We start from the raw sequence: 24937 nt of genomic DNA on the forward strand, positions 1-24937 counted from the left end.
AATTCTATTTAAGGGGAACAAAAATAGTTATGCCCTCCTTACAGGGTATCACCACCCCCTCTACCCACCTCCCCTATACCCCCCTCCTGACCCCTATCCGGACCGGTCAAAGCACTTGGAATAGGGGGTGCGACGGGAAATTGAGTTTAATCAGAATCGAAATGCCAAGGGAAATTTTGAATTCGGTATGTAAATTATCAGCCTATTCAGCCTGCAAGGCTTTAATCGGGTTTAGAAAGGCGGCTTTGATTGCCGGATAGACGCCGAATACCATGCCGATTATGCCGGAGAATAAGAATGCAATTATAATTGCCGGAACGGATAAGCTAAGTTGCCAGCCGGTAAAATAAGAAATTCCTACCGAAGCAAATACACCCAAAATAATCCCGATGATTCCGCCGGTCAGGCTCAACACGAATGACTCCATGATAAATTGGAGCAGGATATCCCGCCTTAACGCGCCCACCGCCCGGCGCACGCCTATTTCCCTGGTTCGTTCTTTTATTGATATCAGCATCACCGCCAAGATACCGATGCCGCCAACCAGAAGCGCGATAACCGCCACCGCGCTGAGCAGATTCGTAAACACCTGCGATGTTATTTGTTCGGTTCTCAGAATCTCTGCCTGGTTCTGTATGGTAAAATCATCCGGCTTTCCCCTTAATTTATGTTTTTCCTGAAGTATTCCCCTGATTTCATTGGCGGCGCTTTCAATATGACCGGAATCCTTTGCCTGGACATAAATATTGTTGATATAGCTGAGATTAAACAGCCGCCTGAGCGCCGTATTAATCGGCAGATAAATAATATCGTCCTGGTCCGCGCCCGTAATATCCGCTCCTTTTTCCTTTAGTATGCCGATAACTTCAAATAACACGTTCCCAATGCGGATTTGCTCGCCGACCGGATTCCTGTTTTCCCGCCTGAGGCGGGTCTGCCCCGCCTCCGCGAATCTGCCTTCGGCACCGACAAAGAACTCTGTTGCAATGGTTTTGCCAAGAACCGCAACTCTTTGCAGGGATTTATTATCATCTTCCGAAAAGAACCTGCCCGAATCGATAAGGAGATTCTTTATTCCCAGAATCTCTTCAGTTGTTCCGACAATATTGGCGGTAGTATTGGATGCTTCATATTTGACAAGCATTTTGGCGCTCTGCACCGGGGCAACCGCTTTAATATTTTGCGCCTCATCCGATATGGCTTTGGTATCCCTCATGGTTAATGTCGTCACATTTCCCGTTTGCCTTTGCCTTCCGCCGACTAATCTTACCTGCCCGGCGGTTACGATAACCAAATCAGTTCCCATAGCCCGGATTTTGGATAAGGCTTTAGTTTGCGCGCCCTCGCCGATGGCGACCATGACAATAACCGAACTGACGCCGATAATTATGCCCAAAGTGGCGAAAACGGTTCTTAGCTTGTGGCTGAAGAGCGTTTTAAGAGCGACCTGCGAACCCCTGATTATTCTCATAAGTTGCCAGTTTATCCCCGTATTGCCTCAACCGGGTCGAGCGATGCGGCGCGTTTTGCCGGCTGGATGCCGGATAAAACCCCCACTAACATTGAAAATACAATGGCAAGGGCAAACGGTTCCCAGGAAATCGCCACCGGCATCTTTTTAACAAAGGCAATACCTTTTGACAGGGCAATACCCAGAATCGTCCCGATAATGCCGCCGCTCACGGTAATAATCAATGCTTCAACGAGGAATTGGTTCATAATATCACGGGCCCTGGCGCCGAACGCACGCCTGATGCCTATTTCTTTACGGCGCTCATTGACAGAGATAAACATTATATTGGCAATGACAATGCCGCCGATCAGCAGTGCGATTAGAGACAACAGTCCCAATAATATCACCAGGGTTTGGGAAACCCCCTGGACTGTTTTGGCTATGGCAATTGAGTTAGTAACCCGGAAATCATCTTCTTCGGGAGGCGTAATATGATGGCGCTCCCTCAGGATGGAAGCAACGCTCTTGGTAACCTCATCCAAACGGTTCGGGTCACCCAGATAAAGGCGGAGCATCCCGATATGAGTAATATTAAAAAGCCGCCTCATTGCCGTGGAGAGCGGTATGGTTATACGGCTATCCATATCCATGCCTATCGGGCTTGTGCCGCGTTTTTTCATTATGCCGATGACCTTAAAATTAGTATTATTGATGCGCACGGTTTCCCCGATGGGGTTTTGATTGCCGAATAATTCCTTAACGATGGTTTGCCCGAGCACGCAATTCTTGCTTAAGGAAGAAACATCTTCCTCGCTTATGAAATCGCCTTTTTCGGTAAACCACTGCCAGGCATCTGCCCATTCCGGCGTTACGCCCACTATTACGCATGTCGCGTATTTGTTCCCGTAAACAATATCCTGTTCCAGATGCATGGTAAACGGCGCGATATATTTGATGCCGTTAACGGATTCTTTAATCGCAGTGACATCTTCAAGCGTCAGCGTCGTCGTGTGATCATCCGCCGGACCCCAGGCCTTTCCGCCGCCGGCGGAAACCATCACCGAGTTCGGCCCGAAATTCTGGATATTCTGCATAATCTTGTTTTGCGCGCCCTTTGCCATGGCGACGACAACCGTCAGGGTGGCGATGCCGATGATGATGCCGAGCATCATGAGGAATGTCCTGCCTTTATATTTCAGCAGGCTATTAAAAGAAACCCTGATAAGTTTGGATAGTGGCATTAAATATTCCTCCTATTTCCGCTATTGCGGGGCAATAATATCGCTGATGATTTTCCCGTCTTTCATATTGATGGTGCGTTTTGCCTGCCGGGCGATATCAGGTTCGTGCGTGACAATCACGATTGTCCTGCCTTCCTGGTTCAGCTTCTTGAAGATAGCCATAATCTCTTCGCTGGATGCCGTGTCAAGGTTGCCGGTCGGCTCGTCAGCCAGTATAATCGCCGGGTCGTTCACCAGCGCCCGGGCAATCGCCACCCGCTGTTGTTGTCCGCCGGATAATTCCGAAGGACGGTAATGAAGCCTATCCGCTAACCCCACAGATTCAAGGACTGATTTTACCCGGTGCTTTAAATCCACATTGCCCGATGAGTAAATAAGCGGAAGTTCCACGTTTTCCAGCGAGGTGCTTACCGGCAACAGGTTAAAACTCTGGAAGATAAATCCGATTTTCTTGTTCCTGATATGCGAAAGCTCGTCATCATTCAATTTATCGACTTCTGTGCCATCAAGGAAATATGTTCCGCCGGTGGGCTTATCCAGGCAGCCGATGATATTCATGAGAGTTGACTTGCCCATGCCCGATGGCGCCATAATGGCGACGAATTCGCCTTTCTTGATTTCCAGGCTCACACCTTTAAGAACATTCACCTCAAGACTGTTATCTTTTTTATAAGCCTTGGTGATATTCTTTAATTCAATCATATTAAAATCTCCTTTAACCTATTGGCTATCCGAAAGGCCCGTCTCTCCGATTATTACCGTTTCCCCCTCGGCTACGCCTTCAAGGATTTCCGTGAAGTTGCTGTCTTTCCATCCGGTCTTTACGGCTTTCCTGATCGGTTTATCGCCTTGAAGGATATAAACCACTTTCTGTTCAGATTCGCGCTTAACGGATTTATTGGGAACGCTTAAAACATTATCCCGATTACCTGCCGATATAATTACTGAAGCGGTCATATCCGGCTTGAGCAGGCCTTCGGTGTTTGTAATAGCGATTACGACATCATAATACACGACGTTTTGCTGGATGATAGCTTTGGGGTATATGGCGATAACCTTGCCGGAAAAGTCCTTATCAGGGTAGGCATCGACGGTAAAGGTAGCGGTCTGGCTGATGGCCACTCTGCCGATATCGGTTTCATCCACAAAGGTATCAACCTGCAATCTGGACAGGTCAATAATCGTAACGAAAGTGGGCGCGTTTAAGCCTGCGGCGACGGTTTCGCCTTCCTGGGTAGAGACAGAGGCGATAATGCCAGAAATCGGGGCGATAATCGTGGCATAGGACAGCTGGGTTTCGTTGTATTTAATCGTTTCTTTAATCAAATTCACCTGGGCTTGCGTTGCTTTGCAGTCCCTTTCCGCCACGTCAACATCCTCTTTTGAAACAAGGTCTCGTTTATAAAGAGACTGTATTCTCTGGAGCTTTTTCTGCATAAGCTCCAGATTCGCCTCAGACACCTGCAGGTTCATCTTGGCTTCGTTAACTTTTGCGGTTAAATCGTCCTGCTCCAGCTTGGCGATGACTTGCCCTTTTTCTATTTTATCGCCAATGTTGGCGTAAAGATGCTCGACCTTTCCCGAAAGCCGCGCGCCCACTTTAACTTCAGCGCCGACCATGGGCTTGATAGAGCCGGTCGCAAGAATGGATGAGTTGATATTCCGCTTTTTTACGATGGCTGTTTCAAAGGAAGATTTGCCATTTTGCTTTTCTGAAGATAAAACAACCGCCACAATAATCGTGCCGATTAAAACAATACCAATAAAGGCAGCTAATATCTTTTTCATAAATCCTTAGAATGACATTTCGTTAAAGACTTAAAAAGTCACGACCTTATCGCTCGCTTTAACGATTTCATACATATCTTTCATGGTTGAAATTGGGCACATTTCCGAACCTTCCTGCTCCCGGGATTTGATGCATGTTCCGCAAGCAAAAACGTTGCCACCTGATTTCAGAATCTTATTGGCTTGCTCTATTGTGTTGAATTTATCGGTGCTGACCTTTTGATATTCAACCCCTTTGCCCATAAAGAATATTTTAACTTCATCCTTCTGCCCGATGCAAAAGTTCGCATACCTTAACGCATTCCAGCAAGTCTCGGCATCATTACTCGAAATTATCACTCCTATTTTCATGCAAGACTCCTTTATTTATCTATTTCTATTTGCCGTAAATCAGCGTTTTATTAAGCATTCTTCTATGGTTTAATAACGCCTTGGTGTTAATAGAATAATGCATCCAGTAACCTCTTTTTTTCGCCTTGACCAAACCGGCCGATTTTAAAACCCGCAGGTGCTGGGACACCGCTGACTGGGTAATGCCCAAACGACAGGTGATGGCGTTGACGCATAGCCGATGCGCCTTAAGAAGCCGGAGTATCTTTACCCTTGCTTCAACCGAGAGCGCCTGGCAAACGACGGTAAACCCAGACATTTTAATTGCTCCTTTGCTTTATAAGTATATTAGCTTTTACTTATATAATTGTCAAGATTTTCACGGTATGATATCACAATAAACCAGGCCTCTCCAGCCGCGGGTCAGACCTGTAAGACGATGATTTTATGCAGTCTTCAAATAAATAAACCGCAGGATGAATAATGCGGATAAGAGATAAACCAGCCAGGAAACCTCTTTTCCACGGCCGCTAAAGAGTTTTATCGCAGAGAGGCAGACAAATCCCACCCCAATACCTATGGCAATGCTGAATGTCAGCGGGATGGTAATAATCACCATAAATGCCGGAATGGATTCGGTATAATCCTTCCAGTTTATCTTGATAATGGAAGCAAGCATAAAACTGCCCACGATAATCAGTGCCGGGGCAGTGACCGGATTCAGATTATTGCATCCGCCGGCAATCATCTTGATAAAAGGAGAGAAAAACAAGGCGACCAAAAAGAGAAGCCCGGTAACGATACTGGTCAGGCCCGACCGCCCGCCCGCCGCTATCCCGGCTGAGCTTTCGATGTAGCTGGTCACGGTGGGTGTCCCGCAAACGGCCCCGAAACAGGTCCCCACCGCGTCAACTAACATGGCCTTACCGGCGCGCGGCATCTTACCGTCTTTGATAAAGCCGCCCAATTCGCCCACTCCGGCCAGGGTGCCGACCGTATCGAAGATATCCATAAATAAAAAGACAAATATCACGGTCATTAAGCCCATATTGAACGCACCGGTAATATCCATCTTAAAAAGCGTCGGCGCCATCGAGGGCGGCATGGAGACCAGGCCATCATACTTTAAAACGCCTGTGAGAATACCCAGCACGGCGGTAACGAGAATTCCCCATAAGAGCGCACCTTTGATATTCTTGGCGAGCAATACCGCGGTTAAAACCAGCCCCAAAACCGCCAGCCCGGTTGCCGGATTCAGGATATTACCCAGCGTAAGCAGGGTCGCCGGATGGCCGGTGACAATTCCGGCATCAATCAGTCCGATAAAAGCGATGAATAATCCGATTCCGCAGGCCATGGAGTAACGCAGGCAGGGAGGGATGGCATCGAAGATTAGCTGGCGTATTTTTGTTATCGTCAAAATGATAAAGAGAACGCCTTCGATAAAGACGCAGCCCAGCGCTACCTGCCAGGAGATGCCCATAGTCAGGCAGACCGTATAGGTGAAGAAGGCGTTTTCGCCCATCCCGGCGGCTAAGGCTATCGGATAGTTTGTATAAAGCCCCATGAAAATCGTGGCAAAGGCGGCCGAGATGCAGGTGGCCACCATGGCAGCGTTAAAGTCCATTCCGGTTTTGGCTATCATGGATGAGTTGACGAAGATGATATATGCCATGGTCATAAAGGTGGTTATTCCGGCGATGACTTCGGTGCGGATGGAGCTGTTGAGTTCCTGTAATTTAAAGAAATTATTGAGTGTTTGTTTCATAACGCAATTCCGGGGACACCCCCTCTTATCCTGATTATTTCTTTAGCCCCGGAGTTAGTTCTTTTTTACCCCAATATCCACCGTTACGCTGGATGAGATTGTCGCTCATTTCCATATTGCCTATTTTATAAAGATTTAAAAAACCGGCATTGTCTTCGATAATATTACCCCTGATTTTTACGTCGTCGCAGTTGTTTATATAAAAAGCCGTGAAGGTATTGTCGTGGATATAACAATGCTCAATGGTAACAGAATTACTTCCTTCCGCATGAACCCCGATGGCCCCGCATCCGTTCAGGTCGCAGTTGGATATAACCGTTTTGGATGATTCGCGGATGACGACCACGCCACCGTGGCATTCGTATTCTTCCAGCGGTTTAAGGTGGCGCAAGTGGGCATTTTCCAATAGGATATCGCGCGAGTTTTCTATGCTGATAATGGCTTCATTGACATCATCGACAAAAATCTGCGTCCCCTTTTGGCACAGGATTTTCAGATTGATGCGGTTTTTCACTTTAAGCCCTTCCTTTAAGATATACCGCCCGTAAGGGATATCGACGACATCGCCGTCTTTGGCGTTATCTATGAGTCTCTGGATATTTAAGTCCGCCTTGGGCGGGTTTCCAGGGAAACCTTTTTCCTTTGTCCCTGTGCAACCGATAAGCAAGACCAATGCCAGGCAGATAAAAACCGTCATGTTCTTTTTCATATTACTACTCCTTAAATTATTTTTCCCCTTAGATGAAACCCGATTCTGGGCTTGGGTTTTTCATCTTCAGTCATTAATTGCCTGATGGCATCGAATACCACCTTAAACTGCTTGTCATATTTTTGTTCTAATGCATCTAACCGAAGGGCTAATTCCTTATTGGTAGATACCATTTCTCTTAACCGCACAAAAGTACGAACGACCTGTATGCTTGCCCGAAGTGCAATTTTGCTGTTAAGAACGCTTGCAAGCATTACCGCGCCGAGCTCCGTAAAAGCATATGGCAAATGAGGGGAAAATCTCAGCCTTTTGAGGTGGTCACAATTTGCGACCAGCTCATCCTTTTCTTTTAATGTCAGCTGAAACATAAAATCGTCCGGGAATCTGTCTTTATTGCGTTTTACCTGCTCGCTAAGGCGCTTTGTGGTGACGCCGTAAAGAGATTGCAAAATCAATATCAAGCATGACGTTATGGGTGCGTATAAACAAAACGACGCCTTCAAGCAATTCCGCAGGAATAATGGAAAGTTTATTGCTCATCGTGTCTACTCCCGCCAAGATGCTACTAACTTACAGTTTATAACTTATAATTAATTTTACTCCTCAATGGAAAGTTTGGCAAGAAATAAAAAGTCTAATAAGTCAACGGTGTTTATGGAGACTAAAGAATCAATCCTGATAAAATAGCCGGCTGAGCAGGGAGCGATGTTAGCCGGGAGTGATTCTTTTTATGCCACACTGGATTGGATGTTTGCCTCAGGGAAGCCGTTTTCAAGGAGTTCTTTACGCACGCTTTGTTTGGGACGCGCCATAACGATAAAACCAGGCTCGCTCCGGGCAAAGTCAGCGAATATTTTTATGCAGGCCTTTGCAATATGCTCCGTGCCGCTTAAATCCACAATAATGACGTTCCTTTGGGTATCATTATATAAGCCGTAACTATCTCCAACGGGTTTCCCGGCAGTTTCAACGCAATAGCGTATGAACTCTTTAATGAAGTTTTTGGCAATGCGGACTTCCTCTCCGGAACGCGATGTCGCCGGATGGTAATCTATAAAACGCGGCGCTTTTAGCTGCAAATCATTTATCACAGTAGCAGTGCTGGACATATCTTCCCCCTCCATTAATTTGCCGGCTGGGGAGCCGGTGCAGGGCTGGATTCATCCCCCGGAGTCTCTTCCGGCTTGGTTTCACCCTCTGGCTTGGTTTCTTTCGGTTCAGATTCTTCAGGAACAGTCGTCGCAGGCTTTGACCTGGCGCGCCTGGCCGCTTTACGGGGGCGTGGGGCAGGCATTTCCTGACCGGACTCCGCTTTTGCCACGGATTCGGATTTTGCTTCCTTTGGGGCATTATTCTTTCGGTCATCCGGCAATTCTGCCTTTGCCAATTTGTTGATAAGCGCCGACGCACGCTTCCTAATTTCCTTATCAGGGTCTCCCAGGACGGCTGCCAGGTAAGAAATGCTTTCCTTTTTATCAAGCAGTTCCAGCTTCCGGATGGCGGCTAAGCGCACCGCGGCATTTTTGTTTTTCAGACTGTTCACGGCTAAATCGAATTCATGCTGTTTTTTCCTTTCCCGTTCCCTGGATTCGATTTCATCCGTTATTTTTTGTATGCTCCTGCCGATTTCAACGGCTTTATCAACCATTTGTTTAATCTCCGGCTCGTCAAAGAAACCGGGCATCTGTTTTTTCCTGCGCTTTAAAACCTCTGCGCCAAGCGAGGCAAAAAGTTTCTGCTGTTCCGCCTTATATTTTTTCAATTCCGCATCATCAGGGCATCCGATGCAGCAGGCAAAGGTGCTTTTGACCACATCCTCGCTTTTCTTTACGGCTTTCTGGACCGCCTGGTAAGCTGAGGTTCCTATTTTACCGATGGGATAAACCTGGCGGACGATATTGTTGGAAAACTCGCTCACCCGGTTGCAGATAGTATTTTTCCGCATGTTTTGTTGTTCCGCTGCCTGCGCAGGGGCGGCCCCGGCCGGCTGGGCGGATTGCGCCGCCCTGCCGACGATGGTAAATATCGGGGTCCCGCATGAGGAACAAGCCCCCCGGATGGCTTTCATGCCGTTACTCAACACGACTTCCTTGTAATTTTCAATATCCATCCTTTTTTTGCATTTGACACAAAAACCTTTTTCTAACATTTTGGTTCTCCTTTTAATGCCGGCTGCCGCAATTAAACCTGTTCGGATGCGGCATTAGAAGCACCTCCCGGCTGGGATAAAGGCGGATTTGCCTTTTTCGCCCGCAGCCTGGCCGGTTTTGCCCGGCTTGTTTTTTTAGTTTCAACGGATTTTTTAATCTTCTGGATAGCATCTTCGATTTCCCGAATCTGCTTAATTAACGCCTTAACCTTCGGCTGGCTGAAAATATCCTTGTCGCTTTGCTTGAGAAGCCGCGAAATTTCGGCGCCCAGTTCGGTATGGCACTCACCCAGCTTTTGTTCCTGGCGCAGCAGTTTCCAGCTGTTTTCAAACTGGCCCAGCGCCTTCCTGGCAAAGCGGGAACTTGAATTGCCCAGTTTGGACAGCTGCTTTTCAATCTGCTTCTGTATAATATATAAACGCTTCGTTACTTTGCCGGCAAGCTTGCCAGCCTTATCGCAGAATTCCGTATTCTTAATGCTCTCCTCTGAACGGGCTGTTTTTTCCACTTTTACTTCATTATTGGGCATAATCGCACCTCCTTATATTATTAACATCCGCCATCAGCCATGAAGATTTTGGTCAAAACGACCAGGTCCAGGTATTCCAGATTAAACGGCTTCATGATATATTCGAATGCACCCAGATTTAAAGCCTGGTCTATCGTACCGGATTCACGGTCGCCTGTAATTATCATGACGTTGATTCTTCTATCCAATGCCTTGATTTTTTTTAAGGCCAGCAAGCCGTCCATGCCGGGCATGTTTACATCCAGTAAAACGAGGTCCGGCCTGTCCGCTTTGATTTTATCAAGCGCTTCTTCCCCACAGGATGCCGTATCCACGGTATAACCGCGCTGCATTAAGAATTTACCCAAGAAACTGCATATTTCCGGATCATCGTCAACTATCATAATTTTAGCCGTTTGGTTCTTGGGCTTGGCAGAAGCTGGTTTCTTTTTAAGCTTCAAATCTTCGATGGTATTCATGAATGATTCTATGCTCAAACCCTTTTGCAGGAAACGGGTCACCCCAAAAACTCTGGCATCCCTTTCCAGTTCTTCCGTGCCAAAACCGGTCAACATGATTATATCAACTGCTGGATCAAACCGCCTGATTTCCCGCAATAAATCCAAGCCGCTTAGCCCGGGCATACGATGGTCCAGGATTATCAAATCCGGCCGATCATTGCGCAGCTTAAGAAGCGCATCCTCTCCCGAAACACTGGTATCCACCGCATAACCATAGCGGTTAAGAAGCCTGTATAATAAATCCCTTATCGCCACATCATCATCCACGACTAGGATTTTTTCCATCTTATCTTTCCAGGATATTATGCAGTTTTTCGATACTAACAGTAAAAAAACCGCTGACCTGCCCGTCGTATAATAGGCGGGCAGGGTCGGACGCCTAGAGCATATAAATTAAAATATTTATTTATTGGTCTCTCCGCGTCTTTCAAGCGGTATATTTATCGTTTTCATATTCCGCTTAAAAGAGAAGCAACATTTATGCCAAAATGACATGAGAACAATTCATAATCTTTGTTGGATTTAAAAGAAGCATTTAACTTCCAGGATACCGTGTTAAATTTGTTCTTCTATGGCGGAGTGGGTCGCTATTTTATCACGGAGTTCTTCCAGCGGGATATTAATCATTTCCGCAGCTTTCTCCAGATTGCCGTTAGCCTGGTTTATGACATACTGGATATATTTCTGCTGCATTTCGGAAAGGGGTTTAATTTTATGTGGAGCTTTATTGCTAAATAGATCCAGTTCTTCCCACAAAATCTGGTAATCATCCAGTGATGGGATGGCCAGCGCCACATCAGCCGGAGTAATGGTTTCATTTTCACTCAGGATATGCACCCTTTCCACGAAATTCTTCAATTCCCTGATATTACCCGGCCAATCGTATTCGAGGAGCATTTGGATGGCGCTTGGGGAAAATGGTTTCCTCTTTTGACCGTTGTTTTTTTCATATAAACCTGAAAAATGACCGACCAGTAGCATGATATCATCCGGCCTCATGCGCAGGGGATAAACCTGGATATTCATTACCGCCAGCCGGTAATAAAAATCGCTTCTGAACCGGCCGGACTTAACCTCATCGGCAATATTGCGGTTCGTAGCGGAAACAATCCGGACATCCACCCAGCGTTCCTGGTTATCACCCAGTCGCCTGAAAGTGCCGGTTTCTATCACCCGCAATAATTTAACCTGAAGGGTAGCAGAAAGTTCAGTTACTTCATCCAGAAAAAGGGTGCCCTTGTTAGCTTCTTCCAAAAGCCCGAGTTTGGAATTGACCGAATCGGTAAACGCACCTTTGGTATGCCCGAAAAGCTCGTTTTCCAGGAGATTTTCCGGAATGGCACCGCAGTTAATCGGGATAAAAGGCGCCTGCGAACGCTTGCTGTTTTGATGGACCATGCGGGCCACCAGTTCTTTCCCTACGCCGGTTTCACCGGAAATCAAGACAGAAGCATTGGTCGGCGCCACCTTGCTAACCACATTCTGGATGCCTTTAATCGCAGTGCTTTGGCCGATAAACTCCGTGGCAGACGGCTTGATAACGGACCATTTGCCATCGTTTTTTTCTATTTCTTTCTTGTAATTACGGTTGGCTTTCCGGTAAGCACTGCCGATAACCGAAATGAATTCCTCCGAATTTGATGATTTTACCAGAAAATTATGCGCTCCCAGCGACATGGCACGGCAGGCTATTTTAAAATTGCCTTTGCGGGCGAGAATTATAACTTCTACAAAAGGCAGGTAGATTTTAAGGCTTTTAAGGGTTTCTAGGGATTCTCCTTCATCCTGATTGGCGCTTACCAGAACGACCAGAATCTTCTTTTCGGTCAAATCCTTGAGCCCGGCTGACAGGTTCGGGGTAGAAAACACCTGGTAATTCGCCTCTGCCAAATTAATGGTCAGGCTGTCAACAAACGGCTCATCATCATCAATAATCAAGACCTTGGGCTGCTCGTTCATACCCCTCTTTCTATATAATATTTTTACCTAAGCAACACCTATACCATACAAGAATTATAAAAAGGGAGAAGCTAAATATCCAGGTGCAAAATCAAGCGAGTCAAATCAAAGGATTCCAGCTTCCCCCCGAGCATTTCTACCGGAAACAAGTGGGGAGGGTTAGACTAACATCCCTAAGTCAACCTTGCGGGTAAAACTTATGGGCAAAGCCCAAGGACGTTGTTTCCCTCCCCTTATTACTTCCCTCACAACAAAGGAGCTAATGTCCGCAAGGCTATTTTTCTCAGGTCATCATTCAATATAAGCAATTTTTGTGCCACTATGCCGGATTATTGACATAATCTTTACTTATTGCCCTAACCATATGCCTTTATTGGAGTTAAAGACATAGAATTAAATTAAGGGCTGGATTCTTGTTGTGCGTAGCAACAAATTTTCCCATTAATGACACAGTATCGTGTGCCATTTTCCCATATTTGGGACAGTTATGCTGGCAATGATTCCCAAAACGCGGATTTTCTGGAGGGATGCGGTTATAGGAATGTATTAATCCGGTATTCCTTCAACTTCCTGTATAATTTTGAGCGGCTAAATTTTAAAGCCAGGGCGGCTTTTATTTTATTGCCTTTGTGATCTTCAAGGGCTTTAACGATAATGTTTCGCTCAAAATCTTTTATTGATTCCTTAGGGCATAGTTTATCAGGGGCAAGAAAATTGAGTTGGTTGGAAAGATGCATCGGCAGGTCAATGGGCAAAATGCAATCACCTTCAGAAATCATCAAGGCGCGCTCGACGACATTACATAATTCCCTGATGTTTCCCGGCCAGTTATATTGCATAAGGATTTTCATGGCGTCAGGTGTAATTTTTTTATTTGCTTTGACCCCTTTCCTGGCAATAAAATATCTTGCCAGCAAGGGAATATCCTCTTTTCGTTCCCTCAAAGAAGGCAGGTGGATATTGACCATATTCAAACGGTTATATAAATCATTGCGGAAATTGCCTTTTTCAACTTCCTCCTGTAAAGTTCTATTGGTTGCCGCAATGATTCTAACGTTGACCTTGATTTGTTCGCAGCCGCCGACGCGGCGGAATTCCCGGGTTTCTATCGCACGCAGGAGTTTTGCCTGTGTAGCAAGGTTCATTTCCGTAATTTCATCAATGAACAAAGTCCCTTTATCCGCCAACTCAAAAAGCCCCGGTTTGGCAGAAAGGGCATTCGTAAAAGCGCCTTTTTCATGTCCGAACAGCTCGCTTTCGAAAAGCGTTTCCGGGATGGATGTGCAATCAACAATGACAAACGAATTTTTATCCAGATGATTAATACTGTGGATCGTTTTTGCCACTAATTCCTTGCCTGTCCCAGTTTCCCCGCTGACTAAAATCGTGGGGGCAATTTTCGCCACCTTATTAATCAGGAAAAAGGCCTCTTTAATCTTTTGGCTTTTCCCAATCATCCTGTAATAGCTGTTTTTCGCCGGTAATGTTTCCCCCACATTATTATTTTCACCGCGGCTAGCCATTCTTTTATATGATGCATCAATAGTCGCTTCGAGTTCGCCTATATTGACGGGTTTGGGAAGGTAATCACAACAACCCAATTTCATAGCTTCAACGGCGGTCGGCACGTTACCTTCGCCGGTAATAATGATGCATTCGGGTGATACTTTTTGCGACTTGAGTATCCTCACCAATTCAATCCCGTTCATCTCCGGCATGTTTATATCAATCAGGCCAATATCGAACTCTTTTGTTTTCATCCTGCCAAGAACCGCTTTGGCGTTGGCAAAAACCTCCATGCTATATTTATCTTTGGATAATGCCCTGGCGAGAAGACTGCGTATTCCTTCATCGTCGTCCACTACGAAAAGGTTTATTTTTTTGCTCATCAGACTCCTTTCGCAATAGTCGCATCAAAGATGGTTGATTGTTCCAATCCTTACGCTAAAAAACGGGAAGGACTAGGCAAAAATCCTCGAGCCAACCTTGCGGATAAAAACCAAGGACTTTTCTCCCTCCCCTTGTCGCGTTGTTGCGCAATAAAGGAGCCGAAAACATTTCCCCGCAAGGTTGATAAATAGTTATTTAAGAACAAGAACATTTCTCATCAATCCAATTCAATGCTGCTGTTTAATCCTTGTTCAATCCACGTTAATTCCAGAGATAGAGCGACTTTATTCATATAATATAGAATAACCTGATTAAAGTCAACTTTTTAGCTCCATGCTTTTTTTACGGGCGTAATCATCCTAGTCTTTAGCGGTGAGGCCAAAAAGCAAGCTTCGACCGGATTCATCCCGGCATCCGAGAAAGCACCTCAAGCTTGGACAGGGATTTAATATGAGGTGAAACTTTCTTATTTGTATCAGGAATTGCGGCTTTACGGTTTTATGGTATTCAATTCGTTGCGATAAGCGCAGATAGTCCGGCGGGCGAGGGTGATATTATATTTTCCCCTGATTATTTCCCTTATTTTTTCATCGGTCAATTTATTGCCCGAATCACCATTGAATTGCGATAGTATTTTTTTAATGAACAGTTTCCGGTTGGTCAGGAAAAACTTAAGGTATTTTTCATCACCCCACGGTGTTTCGATATATTTATGATTGATCGCACGGTTAACGGTGCTGCGGTGCACCTTCAAATATTTTGCCAGCATCTGCTGGGTAAGCGGTTTCAAGGCGTTTTCGTCCCTCGTCCGGAAATACTCAGTTTGATCGTTTACGATTTTCTTGACCACCTGGTAAAGAATGGTTTGCCTCGTGTTAATCAACTCTATTTGCTTGAGAAGTTTTTCTATTTCCCTAAAATCAGTCGAGGAAAATTTATTCTGCGATTTAAGCTGGAACAATCTTTTGTAATTCACGTTATAACGGCCGCGTGCATAGTGCGTGGAAAGATACCCTATTTTAAATGCCGTCTGGCCGGCCTGGGGGGCATCGTCATGTTCGATTGCCGCGATTTTCACTCCTGGTGCAGCCGCCGGTACGGGCGCGGAAGCAGCCATCGGGTGCGCCAGGTCCAGAAGATAAAGCTCGTCCATTAGTTCCCGAATGGCTTTGACCTGCGATAAAGGAATATTGCAAGCTTCGGCAATATCCTGCTTGCTCAAATTTTCATCGGGCGTAACGAAATAACGTTTAAAATTATCCAACCCGATCTTTTTGATTTCAGGAATAAGTTCTTTTTTCTTCTCCAGGAGCGGTGATATATCCGCCGCACCGCGGGACACGGTAATTTCTTCGTTCAACTGGCAATACCGGTCTGCCAGGTCGGTCTGTGGAAAGCGCTGGTAACTGATGATTTTTTCCCTGGGATTATCAGGAACGAATAGTTTCTTGAAAAACGGGTGAAGCTCGGTTTCCATGATTAATTTGCGGAAATCTTTTTCGGGAAGCTCCATGAAATTGGAAAGTTTTACCCTGCCCCATAAGCGCGTGCCTACCTGGGTTTTAAGGTTCGTTCCGGGGCGTAAAGATAGTTCGGCCATAATTTTTATCCGCTAATTCGCAAAGTCTAAAACATACTGTTTAAAATTACCCGGAGAAACCAGGATAAACCAGCAGTTAATCGGCGAGTTTATAATACTGAATTTCATTTCAATAGTAAAGAGATATTCGTCTTTGGTTTTTCGGGCCGGGGCTAATTTTTCGGTGATTGCTTTAATCAAGGCATTACGATGCTCAAAGGCTAATTCGGGTACTTCGAGCTTGGCCGAAAGTTTCAGGCGTTGCGAAATTTCTTGAAAACATGTTTTTATAAAAATCGTCCCGGCTGATTTTAAGTAAACCTGACCCAAGTCATCAAAAACTCTGGTGCTGCCGAACGGTATTTTTTTTATCGAATCAATCAAGAGCAAACTATCTTTCCATGAGGTTAAGAATAGCATATTGCCGTTGATGGCGCCGGAAAATTGGCTGTTCAGGCAAACCGAAGATAATCCGGGCTCTTCTAACGGACGGGCAATATGTTCTAAAGAAAGGATATTGACCTGTTGCAGAGATGCTTCCATGCTTTTTTGCATGATCCCAGATAAAACACGTGAAAAAGTTAAAACATACAATTTGGCAATGCCACCCAGGATTTCCAAGCGTTCCGTCATTAAATGGAATGCCGTATGTGTATTGCCTTCCACCGCAATCCGCAGGCTTTTCTTAAGTTCGCCTGTATTGAGCGGCTTGAAAATAAAACCTTCAACCATCTCCTCAGATGAAATTAAACTTTCGCTAAAGTCCTGTTGACTGGAAGAATCACTAATAATAACCACTTTTAGAAATGGTTTAAGCTTCCTCAAGCGGCGGAAAACATCATTGGCATTTATGGTCGTCAGAGCTAAATCGATGAACACTAAATCAACCGGATTAGATTTAAACAACTCCAGAGCTTTATTACCATCATCTATGCTAATCGTACTATAACCGCCTTCGGCATGGATAAATTCGCCGATTGTTTCGCGCAGTTGCTCATCTTCTGATACAATTAGAATTTTAATCATATTATTTCTCTTTACTTATGCTGTTTGTTTCTAATCTGCCTTTGGCCTGGCTGGCATAGGGTCCTTCCGGTTCGATGTTAATTGCCTTTTGCCAGGAACTCTGAGCCAGTTCGCTGTTTTTTAATGACATATACACATCTCCCAGATATAAAAACACCTCTGGATTGGTGTTATCCAACTCCATTGCTTTTTCCAGGAGCGGCTGGGCGGAATACGGCAACCCTTTTTTCAGATAGGCTAATCCGGCAAGAAAATTAATCACCGCCTCATCCGGATTAGCTGTTAATGCTTTTTGGGTATACACCAGAGCTAAATCGTACTCTTTATTTTCAAGATAACCTTTAATCAACTTCTCGGCTGACTCAGTATCGCGGTTATCCGCATCAAAGGCTTTCTTGTAGGCATCAATCGATGACGGCAAATAAACTTTTTCTTCGCTGTAAAACTCCCCTAACAAGAAAGATGCCAGGTTATCTTTCGGGTCGATTTCAAGTAACTTATCGCATATTTCTATGGCTTTGTCATATGAGCCCTGCATACGGTAGATGATGCTTAAAAGATAATAATGCATCATATTATCTGAACGCAGGGTAAAATTCTTTTTGCCATGTGACGTAATGACTTCACGGGACAAATTTAAAAGTATCCTGTCGGCTGCTCGGCGATGATGGCTTAACGTATCGACACTCTGTTTTTCCAGTAGCTGTTTGTAAGTATCAACCGCCTGTTCAAATGAATTTTTTGAATAATACGCTATGCCTAACCCTATCAGGACCCATTCGCTTAATGGGGTAATAGTTGAAATTTCTTTCCAACACTTAATTGCTTCATCATAGTTTTTACAGGCTAAATGGCAAGTCCCAAGCGAATATAAATCGCGCTGGTTTTTCCCGTTTATCTGAATATTCTTCTGGAAAGCATCAATCGCATCCTGATAATTATTCTGAAGAATGTAAACCGATCCCAAAGCGCTATATACGTATTCATACGCTGGATCAAGGGTAATAACCTTTTTGTACAGGGCGACTGCATTGTCATATTCCTCTTTCTCACGGTAACATGTCGCCATATAAAAATAAGGTTCGGGCAATGCCGGGTTGTATTCGGCATATTTTTTAAAACAGTCCAGCGCATGGTAAATAGAACCCTTGTTAAATAATCCCAGCCCGAGATAAAAATATAGTTTCTCCATTTCATCGGGCGGAGGATTAAGCGCTAAAGCCTTTTCTAAATATTTGAGGCTCTGGTCAAAATCACCTTTATTTAAATACGCCCTCCCGAGCGCAAAATGAGCCTGGAAACTGGACGGATTCAACTTTAACGCCTTCTGACCCAGCTCGATAGCCTGCTCCAAATATTCGTTCTTAAAAACCGATGGCATTTTATTTATATCCTTCTATTTTTCTGATTTCAACAAGTAAATCATGGACAAACGCGCATGCGCCTCGGCATTTTCCGGTTCAAGCGAAATAACCCTCTGGTATGAATCAATGGCTTCATCGTATTTCCCTTGCTCATAATAAATTCCGGCCAACCAATTATGAAGACGACTATCCATTGGAGTTTTCTCGAAAAGCTTGTTGATATAACTAACCGTTTCCTGGACAGTATAAGCAGTTTTATAGCATTCGGCCAATCCCTCGTAAACTGAAGCGTCTACCGCTTTAGCATTAATTAACCATTCGTAACTTTTAACGGCTTCATGATATTTTGCAAGATGGCGGTAACTCTCGGCTAAATACTTATGCACTTTAACAGAAAAAGGCATCTTGTATTCTTTATCCGCCAAAGGAATGCAATACCCGATTACTTTACTATAATCTTGTTGTTGGAAATATGTTTCAGCGACAGCCAGGTAAAGATCGGGATTGCCCGCCTGCCGTTTTGTGACATCCTCATAATAATCCATAGCCGTACCGTTTTCCCCTTTCGCAGTATAAATCGCTCCCAGATTCAGGTAAGCATCCATATCGTTCGGATCAAGCTTGACGAGTTTTTTGTAATAATAAATTGCCTCATCATACAACCCGTTCTGGTTATAAATAACACCCAGTTTCCTGCATACCTCTTTATCATTAGGATTAATCTCTATTTCCTTTTTATATTTTGTGATGGTTTGATGGACTTCTTCTTCAAAATCACCCTGAGCATCGACTTTTTGATTGTATTGCGGATTAAGGTCGCTCGCTTTCTGGAAGCAGTTGGAAGATTCTTTAGTTAACCCTTTTTGTTTATACGCCTTCCCTAATATATAAAATGATTTGGCGTCTTGCGGATTTAATGCCACGGCTTTTTTGAGATGCGCAACAGCTTCTTCCAAGAGGTTTTGCATCGAATAAATGGAGCCTAAATCGCCGTAGGCTTCGGCATTATCCGGGTTCAACTCTATTATTTTCTCATATACCTTGATAGCTTTATCATAAGCGGATTGGTTTTTATACGCTTTCCCAAGGATAAAATAGGCCTGTATATCCTGCGGGGCAATGTTTAATCTTTTAAGGCATACGCTAATGGCTTCTTCATAATTACCTTGTGAAAGATAAACCTGGGCAAGCGCGATGGATGTTTGCTTGGAAACAGAGCTTATCCGGTATGCTCTGGTATATGCCTCCATAGATTCGCTGTATAATCCTTTTGCCAGATACGCCGCGCCTAAAGCAAAATACGAACGGCTGTCATTTGGATTAAACAACAGTGTTTTTTTGTAAATCGCAATAGCTTCCTCCGGCAGGCCTAATTCCATATAAGCATTGCCTAAAATCGGGTAGCTTTCAATATTATGCGGAGTAATCTTTACGCCATCGATATTTGCCTCAATCGCTTTTTTAAACTCTTTAGCCACTTCAAGATCTGAACCTTTTTGAAGATATAACTGGGCTGATTTAAGATAATCCTGCATACCCAGCTTGGGCTTACTATTGAGGAAATATTGGTATTGGTTTAAGGCTTTTTCCAGTTCCCCCTTATGCTCAAACGCACTTGACAAATAATAGTAAGCCTGGTAATTTTCAGGGGCTGATTTTATCAGCCTTTCCAGTATTTTTACCGCATCATCATAATTATCCAGTGAAAGATATATTTTAGCCATAGTTAAAAGATGATTAGGGTTATCTGGAATTTGGGCGATTTTTTGTTCGCAAACCGACAAAAGCTGCCTGGTTTGGGCATTACGCTGGTAAGCTATCCCCAAATGATGCATGCTCAAAATATCGTCACTAATCAATTGCAGCCTTTTTTCATATGCACTGACTGCCTCGTGGTATGCGCCGCGGACTAAACAAATCGCACCGATGACGGCATATGCCAAAGCAGCATGAGGGCTAATTTGCTTTTCCGGCATATCCGGGTGTTCATCCTTGGATACAGCGGTTCCAGTAGATTCCGCATAAACAACCGCCTGCTTGCAGGTGCTATAAGCTTCGTCGTTCATTCCAAGCACAAGATAAACTAATCCAAGGTTAGCTGAAAGTTCCGCCGCAACTGAATGGTCCGGTTTCAATAGAATGGCTTTCATATACCATGAAGCGGCTTCTTCCAACAATCCCTTTTCATCACAAGCCAGAGCCAGATTGATACATGTATCCAAGTCATTGGGATTAAGCTGATTAGCCTTTTGCAGGGTAAAAAGCGCCTCGTCTAAATTTCCATTTTCAAAATATAGCCTTCCTAATTCAGCATAAACCCGGACGGATTGTCCGGTAGAAGTTCTAAACGCTAAAGCATTTTTGAAACTCGATAACGCTTTATTAATCAACCCTAGGTTTTTGTATGATATACCGGAATAATAATAAACTTCCGCATCCTTTAAGCCTAATTCAAGCGCTTTATTAAGGCAAACTAAAGCTTTTTCATAATCACTTTTTTCCGCGTAAGCAATCCCCAGATCCCTATGCGTTTCTTTATGATCAGGATTATGCTCCAGCACCTTCTGATAAGTGGCGATTGCTTTTTCCTGTAGATTTTTCATATTTGTCATTTATTAGATAAACTTTTATTCTATCTTCTTTTTGTGCCAGGAATCACAGGCGTTATTTAACATCTTTTCGATGTCCGCTATTTCTTTGTTCATTATTTCCTTATATTGGGTTTCTGTTTCCTGGAGCTTTAAAGCATGGTCTCTTTTTAAATCCTGAATATCGGTTTCTAATTTCTTTACGGTTTGTTCCAGTGCCGCTTTTTCAAGATTCCATGCCTTTTCTTTAGTTCTTATTTTTTCCTCAAGCCGCTGGATATCGTCTTTATAATAAAACTGGGTTTGGGTCTCCCATTTGTTACGCTCATTTTCCCATTCGCTTTGCTTTTTGTTCCATTGTTCTTCTTTTTTTTGGTATATTTCATACTGGGTTTTCCATTTATTTATTTCCTGATGAAGCAGTTTTTTTTCAGATTCCCATGCGGAATCCCTTTTAGCCAATTCCGATTGCAATGCCTTAACTTCAGCCTCGCGCAATAAGCGCACTTCGTCTAGGTTTTGCCTTTCTTCGTCCAGCTTTTTGGCCAACCCGTTCAAGCGGCTGCGGACATCGTCCGGTATCAACTCTCTTTTAGGCATATCAGTATCCGAAAAATTATCCATTTTATCGTTCTCCATAACCAGTTAATATATACTTATCACTCCTTACGAAAACGCATGCCAGAGGAATAAACTCAACATGCCCAGCATGAATACCACCAGCGAAACCATAAAAATGGTTTGCCATGCCTGAAGTGAAATCAAAGGTTTAATCCGGGTCAATTCCCTTTTTTTTTGCAAATAATCATCCGAAATCCCCTCTAAAGCTAGCTGCTGCTGCAAAATTTTCTCATCCAGCAATGCCAACGGCGACCGCATCTGATTATATTTTTCGGTTTCCGACATTATTTTAAATTGCCAGTCAGTTATTTTTCTCATCAACTCGTCACGAAGAGCTTTCTTTTCCTTAATCGCAGACCCTAAATCAGCCAGCATGCTGGTAAGTTTTTTCTGTTCGTCTTTTATTCTCAGTGTTTCTTTTTTTATCTGCGATTCTTTTTCCTGGAGTTTTTGCAAGTTATCCGCCTTTTCCGTTATCTCCGCTTCTAATTTACTAAGTGCGCTTTCGTTCTTCCCCGCTTCTTCGGATAATTTTTTCGTTTCATCCTTAAGTCGGTTCAATTCCTCTTGTGATTGGGTAAATCCTTTCTTTTCAAAATTACTGACCGCATCCTGGATTTTCTGTTTTTCATCTGTTTTGGTTTTGATTTGTGCATCAAGGGTTACTAGCTTTCCCACTAGGTCTTTTTTTATACCCTCCTGTATTGCTTTCTCCTCCTCTAATGCCTTAAGTTTTACTTCTTGAGGCGACAATTCCTTGCTTTCAATTTGCCTAACCATATCCGCCAGCTTCTGCGCCTCAAAGCTCTTATCGCGAACCTGGGCTTCCAGTAATAGTATTTCGGAAACAAGCTTATTATATGATACCGCCTGTTGAGACTTTCTTTCCTCCATACAGGTTATCGAATCGTGGACTCTATCCAGCTGTTCTTTTTTATCCCGTATCTCCGATTCCAACTTTATGATTTTCCGGCTTAATTCTGCCTGTTGGGCGTTTTTCTGGTAAATATTAGATTCCACCTGGGCCGAAAGTTCACTCAGTTCTTTTTGCGTAGCCGAAAGTTCTTGTAGTTTTTTAGCCAAAACACGCTCTTTACCTTCGAGTTCTTCTAACTTCGCTTTTTCCGTAGGCAAATCTCTGGTGATTTTATCTATCGCCGCACATTTTTCATTGGTTTCATTTTTCAGATGCTCGATTACCGTCACCAGCTTTTTTATTTCCTCTTCTTTTTGAGGTAATTCTATTTCCCTCAGACGCTTTATTTCTTCGGTTATCCGTTCTTTTTCGGTTAACTTACCGGCTATCTGGTTGTTCACAGACTCCAGCTGCACACCTAACCCTAGGCGAATCTTTTCCTTTTCCGCAATCATTGTTTCTGCTTCCTTTACCTTGGCCTCATGCTGAAGGAGATCTTCCTTTTCAAGGCGCCTGATTTCTTCGGAAAGTTTTTTAATCTCGATGTTTTTAGCGTAAATTTGGTGTTCTAATATAGAATTCTCCCTTACCAATTCCTTATACCTGCTTATCTGTTGGATATTTTGCTCTTCAATTGTGCTGATGTGCGCCGATAAATCCTTTATTTTATTATTCAGGACGCCTGTCTCCTGCTCGGTTTCTTCCAGCAAACGGCTCTGGCGTGAAAGAGTAGATTGCATCTTTTCGATTTCACCATTTATTTTGGTGAAAGCGTTTTCTTGCCTGGGAATTTCCTCTTCCTCAAGCCGCATGATCCAAGTCAGTAGTTTCTGCTTTTCGGATAATTTCGCGCTTAATTGGATGTTTATTAAGTTAAGTTTACCGGGAAATTGCTGGTTTTCTGTTTTCTGTGCAAGAACCTTGCTTTCCAGTTCTTTTAACATGGATTCTCTCTGCGGAATTTCTACATCTTCCAAGTGTTTAACCGTATCCAGCAGTTCTTTTTTCTGCACTCCCTTGGTTTTCAGCTGCCCCTCCATCAAAGTTGACTGCTTAACCAGGCTTTGAAGATCTGATTCATGTCGGGAAATAGCCTCCTCAAGGTTTTGTATGCGCTTGGGTAATTTTTTCGCCTTTTTATCCAATGCGAATATCTCCTCTTCGGTATTTACTAAAAGCCCACGATTTTGGTCTATTTTTATCGTGGTTTCCTCGATATCCTTTTTCAGCTTGGCCAGTTTCTCTTCGCATTGCGGCTGTTCGCTCTTTTCCAAGTAATTAACCGCTTCTAATAGCTTTTGCTTTTCATTAAGTTTGGTTTCAATATCCACATCCAATAAATGCCTATCCTGAACAAGCTTCCTGAGAGCTTCTTCCTTTTCGTTAATTTCACTTTCTAGCCCATGAAGTTGTTTTTGCTTTTTCCGCAGACGTTGCTCCTCCTGTGCCAGGCTCTCCTGTTCCGCCTTTATTCCTGATTGCTTTTCACCGTAAAGCTTTTCTTCCCAATGCAAAGCGTCCAGCAATTCTTCCATCCGACGGTTTAAGGAAGATGCCTCCTGTTCCATGATTTTGTCCACGCTTTTCAGGTAGCCAGCTTCGGCCTGGGAAATCTGCCAGTATAAGCTTTTATTTTCTTCCTGCAGGATGCTTAACTGCGCCTGATACGTATCCCGTTCCTGGACTATTTCCAACAGCCAATCATTAAGCTTGGATTTTATTCTTTGCTGTTGTGATACTATTTCAATCTGGTTATTCGCAATCATTTTATGTTTTACGCTAATTAGTCCTCAAAAAAATCATGTTTCAGGCTAGTTTCAAGAAACCGGGCAAGCCTCTTGTTTTCAAGCGGGCGCCGGCGGTTAAGCAGCTGTTTTTCACGGTCCTGCCTATTTAATGGTTTTTCGTCTTCAGCCGATTTCTCATTATTTTTTTCTATCACCTCTTCGATAGCAAAAATCAGTTCGTCCAAATCCAATGGACGGTATAAGATGAAAGCAAAATCATCGAAAGAGATATTGCGGGCGTTTAAAAAATGCTTGAGTTTATCTTTAGAGAGACTGGCTAAACCGATGAGTGACAAAGAAAAACGTAATTCCTGGAATGCTTGTAAAAATAACGGTAGGGTTACATTATTTTCAATATCTATAAACGCCAAGGAAAATTCGGCCGTGCGCAACAACTCTTTGCATTCACTTATATCATGAGCGATTATGACATTATAACCCCATTTCTTCAATGGAGAAAAAAGGTCGATATAATCCTTGTTACCGGTTATCAATAAAACTCGCACCATATTTTCTTATTGACGCATAAAACTATAAATTATGCACTATTGTTTCGAAGCAACAAATATGCCATTGCGTTGCATACTGAAAAAAGTGAAAAAACGTAAAATAAAAACATATTAGCATTGCTAATAAAAATCGGGCATAACCTCTTAAAACATATGCTATTAAATATAATTCAAGGGGGTTGAGAATGGAGAAGTTTGTATTTACAGACATCCGGCTTACCAATTAGTTT

21 protein-coding genes and 1 pseudogene are annotated in these 24937 nt (G+C 43.7%); all 22 read right to left on the reverse strand.

Annotated features, from left to right (window positions below):
• Nucleotides 1–202: 202 nt before the first annotated feature.
• Nucleotides 203–1471, reverse strand: a complete 1269-nt coding sequence (locus HY811_01500) for an ABC transporter permease (GenBank protein MBI4833482.1) — start codon at nucleotides 1469–1471, stop codon at nucleotides 203–205.
• Nucleotides 1472–1482: 11 nt separating this feature from the next.
• Nucleotides 1483–2694: an ABC transporter permease gene (locus HY811_01505; protein ID MBI4833483.1), complete on the reverse strand. Its 1212-nt coding sequence runs from the start codon at nucleotides 2692–2694 to the stop codon at nucleotides 1483–1485.
• 21 nt (nucleotides 2695–2715) lie between these two features.
• Complete coding sequence (locus HY811_01510) at nucleotides 2716–3396, reverse strand: ABC transporter ATP-binding protein (GenBank protein MBI4833484.1); 681 nt, start codon at nucleotides 3394–3396, stop codon at nucleotides 2716–2718.
• A gap of 18 nt (nucleotides 3397–3414) precedes the next feature.
• Nucleotides 3415–4482, reverse strand: a complete 1068-nt coding sequence (locus HY811_01515) for an efflux RND transporter periplasmic adaptor subunit (GenBank protein MBI4833485.1) — start codon at nucleotides 4480–4482, stop codon at nucleotides 3415–3417.
• A 30-nt stretch (nucleotides 4483–4512) separates the two neighbouring features.
• Nucleotides 4513–4833 carry a DsrE family protein gene (locus tag HY811_01520; protein ID MBI4833486.1) on the reverse strand — a complete coding sequence of 107 codons (321 nt, stop codon included), beginning with the start codon at nucleotides 4831–4833 and terminating at the stop codon, nucleotides 4513–4515.
• Nucleotides 4834–4858: 25 nt separating this feature from the next.
• Complete coding sequence (locus HY811_01525) at nucleotides 4859–5131, reverse strand: winged helix-turn-helix transcriptional regulator (GenBank protein ID MBI4833487.1); 273 nt, start codon at nucleotides 5129–5131, stop codon at nucleotides 4859–4861.
• Nucleotides 5132–5257: 126 nt separating this feature from the next.
• Complete coding sequence (locus tag HY811_01530) at nucleotides 5258–6580, reverse strand: NCS2 family permease (protein ID MBI4833488.1); 1323 nt, start codon at nucleotides 6578–6580, stop codon at nucleotides 5258–5260.
• Nucleotides 6581–6614: 34 nt separating this feature from the next.
• Nucleotides 6615–7289: a right-handed parallel beta-helix repeat-containing protein gene (locus tag HY811_01535; protein ID MBI4833489.1), complete on the reverse strand. Its 675-nt coding sequence runs from the start codon at nucleotides 7287–7289 to the stop codon at nucleotides 6615–6617.
• Nucleotides 7290–7300: 11 nt separating this feature from the next.
• Nucleotides 7301–7808, reverse strand: a pseudogene (locus HY811_01540) (ORF6N domain-containing protein).
• 209 nt (nucleotides 7809–8017) lie between these two features.
• Nucleotides 8018–8398 (reverse strand): hypothetical protein, encoded by a 381-nt coding sequence (locus HY811_01545; GenBank protein ID MBI4833490.1) that lies wholly within the window; start codon nucleotides 8396–8398, stop codon nucleotides 8018–8020.
• Nucleotides 8399–8412: 14 nt separating this feature from the next.
• On the reverse strand, nucleotides 8413–9438 hold the full coding sequence (locus HY811_01550; protein ID MBI4833491.1) for a hypothetical protein: 1026 nt from the start codon (nucleotides 9436–9438) through the stop codon (nucleotides 8413–8415).
• A gap of 32 nt (nucleotides 9439–9470) precedes the next feature.
• Complete coding sequence (locus HY811_01555; protein MBI4833492.1) at nucleotides 9471–9968, reverse strand: hypothetical protein; 498 nt, start codon at nucleotides 9966–9968, stop codon at nucleotides 9471–9473.
• A 20-nt stretch (nucleotides 9969–9988) separates the two neighbouring features.
• Entirely contained in the window at nucleotides 9989–10753 is a 765-nt protein-coding gene (locus HY811_01560; GenBank protein ID MBI4833493.1) for a response regulator, read from the reverse strand.
• Between the two features lie 270 nt (nucleotides 10754–11023).
• Nucleotides 11024–12427, reverse strand: a complete 1404-nt coding sequence (locus HY811_01565; protein MBI4833494.1) for a sigma-54-dependent Fis family transcriptional regulator — start codon at nucleotides 12425–12427, stop codon at nucleotides 11024–11026.
• Nucleotides 12428–12960: 533 nt separating this feature from the next.
• Nucleotides 12961–14316, reverse strand: coding sequence for a sigma-54-dependent Fis family transcriptional regulator (locus tag HY811_01570; protein ID MBI4833495.1), 1356 nt, complete (start codon nucleotides 14314–14316; stop codon nucleotides 12961–12963).
• A gap of 491 nt (nucleotides 14317–14807) precedes the next feature.
• Nucleotides 14808–15917: a hypothetical protein gene (locus HY811_01575; GenBank protein ID MBI4833496.1), complete on the reverse strand. Its 1110-nt coding sequence runs from the start codon at nucleotides 15915–15917 to the stop codon at nucleotides 14808–14810.
• 12 nt (nucleotides 15918–15929) lie between these two features.
• Complete coding sequence (locus HY811_01580) at nucleotides 15930–16922, reverse strand: response regulator (GenBank protein MBI4833497.1); 993 nt, start codon at nucleotides 16920–16922, stop codon at nucleotides 15930–15932.
• A 1-nt stretch (nucleotide 16923) separates the two neighbouring features.
• Nucleotides 16924–18303 carry a tetratricopeptide repeat protein gene (locus HY811_01585; GenBank protein MBI4833498.1) on the reverse strand — a complete coding sequence of 460 codons (1380 nt, stop codon included), beginning with the start codon at nucleotides 18301–18303 and terminating at the stop codon, nucleotides 16924–16926.
• A 15-nt stretch (nucleotides 18304–18318) separates the two neighbouring features.
• A complete protein-coding gene (locus HY811_01590; protein ID MBI4833499.1) occupies nucleotides 18319–20889 on the reverse strand; it encodes a tetratricopeptide repeat protein in 2571 nt (856 codons plus the stop codon).
• 24 nt (nucleotides 20890–20913) lie between these two features.
• Entirely contained in the window at nucleotides 20914–21498 is a 585-nt protein-coding gene (locus tag HY811_01595) for a hypothetical protein (GenBank protein ID MBI4833500.1), read from the reverse strand.
• Nucleotides 21499–21540: 42 nt separating this feature from the next.
• Nucleotides 21541–24177: a hypothetical protein gene (locus HY811_01600; protein ID MBI4833501.1), complete on the reverse strand. Its 2637-nt coding sequence runs from the start codon at nucleotides 24175–24177 to the stop codon at nucleotides 21541–21543.
• A 17-nt stretch (nucleotides 24178–24194) separates the two neighbouring features.
• Nucleotides 24195–24707 (reverse strand): hypothetical protein, encoded by a 513-nt coding sequence (locus tag HY811_01605; protein MBI4833502.1) that lies wholly within the window; start codon nucleotides 24705–24707, stop codon nucleotides 24195–24197.
• Nucleotides 24708–24937: the final 230 nt, after the last annotated feature.

This window comes from Planctomycetota bacterium (assembly GCA_016207825.1).
Classification (GTDB): domain Bacteria; phylum Planctomycetota; class MHYJ01; order JACQXL01; family JACQZI01; genus JACQZI01.

Excerpts from the sequence above, each read along its gene's own strand:
- HY811_01595 (MBI4833500.1), bottom strand. The coding sequence starts at position 21,498 with ATGGATAATTTTTCGGATACTGATATGCCTAAAAGAGAGTTGATACCG.
- HY811_01570 (MBI4833495.1), bottom strand. The coding sequence starts at position 14,316 with ATGAGCAAAAAAATAAACCTTTTCGTAGTGGACGACGATGAAGGAATA.
- HY811_01590 (MBI4833499.1), bottom strand. The coding sequence starts at position 20,889 with ATGAAAAATCTACAGGAAAAAGCAATCGCCACTTATCAGAAGGTGCTG.
- HY811_01505 (MBI4833483.1), bottom strand. The coding sequence starts at position 2,694 with ATGCCACTATCCAAACTTATCAGGGTTTCTTTTAATAGCCTGCTGAAA.
- HY811_01520 (MBI4833486.1), bottom strand. The coding sequence starts at position 4,833 with ATGAAAATAGGAGTGATAATTTCGAGTAATGATGCCGAGACTTGCTGG.
- HY811_01600 (MBI4833501.1), bottom strand. The coding sequence starts at position 24,177 with ATGATTGCGAATAACCAGATTGAAATAGTATCACAACAGCAAAGAATA.
- HY811_01515 (MBI4833485.1), bottom strand. The coding sequence starts at position 4,482 with ATGAAAAAGATATTAGCTGCCTTTATTGGTATTGTTTTAATCGGCACG.
- HY811_01535 (MBI4833489.1), bottom strand. The coding sequence starts at position 7,289 with ATGAAAAAGAACATGACGGTTTTTATCTGCCTGGCATTGGTCTTGCTT.
- HY811_01510 (MBI4833484.1), bottom strand. The coding sequence starts at position 3,396 with ATGATTGAATTAAAGAATATCACCAAGGCTTATAAAAAAGATAACAGT.
- HY811_01575 (MBI4833496.1), bottom strand. The coding sequence starts at position 15,917 with ATGGCCGAACTATCTTTACGCCCCGGAACGAACCTTAAAACCCAGGTA.
- HY811_01580 (MBI4833497.1), bottom strand. The coding sequence starts at position 16,922 with ATGATTAAAATTCTAATTGTATCAGAAGATGAGCAACTGCGCGAAACA.
- HY811_01565 (MBI4833494.1), bottom strand. The coding sequence starts at position 12,427 with ATGAACGAGCAGCCCAAGGTCTTGATTATTGATGATGATGAGCCGTTT.
- HY811_01605 (MBI4833502.1), bottom strand. The coding sequence starts at position 24,707 with ATGGTGCGAGTTTTATTGATAACCGGTAACAAGGATTATATCGACCTT.
- HY811_01585 (MBI4833498.1), bottom strand. The coding sequence starts at position 18,303 with ATGCCATCGGTTTTTAAGAACGAATATTTGGAGCAGGCTATCGAGCTG.
- HY811_01545 (MBI4833490.1), bottom strand. The coding sequence starts at position 8,398 with ATGTCCAGCACTGCTACTGTGATAAATGATTTGCAGCTAAAAGCGCCG.
- HY811_01560 (MBI4833493.1), bottom strand. The coding sequence starts at position 10,753 with ATGGAAAAAATCCTAGTCGTGGATGATGATGTGGCGATAAGGGATTTA.
- HY811_01550 (MBI4833491.1), bottom strand. The coding sequence starts at position 9,438 with ATGTTAGAAAAAGGTTTTTGTGTCAAATGCAAAAAAAGGATGGATATT.
- HY811_01530 (MBI4833488.1), bottom strand. The coding sequence starts at position 6,580 with ATGAAACAAACACTCAATAATTTCTTTAAATTACAGGAACTCAACAGC.
- HY811_01525 (MBI4833487.1), bottom strand. The coding sequence starts at position 5,131 with ATGTCTGGGTTTACCGTCGTTTGCCAGGCGCTCTCGGTTGAAGCAAGG.
- HY811_01555 (MBI4833492.1), bottom strand. The coding sequence starts at position 9,968 with ATGCCCAATAATGAAGTAAAAGTGGAAAAAACAGCCCGTTCAGAGGAG.
- HY811_01500 (MBI4833482.1), bottom strand. The coding sequence starts at position 1,471 with ATGAGAATAATCAGGGGTTCGCAGGTCGCTCTTAAAACGCTCTTCAGC.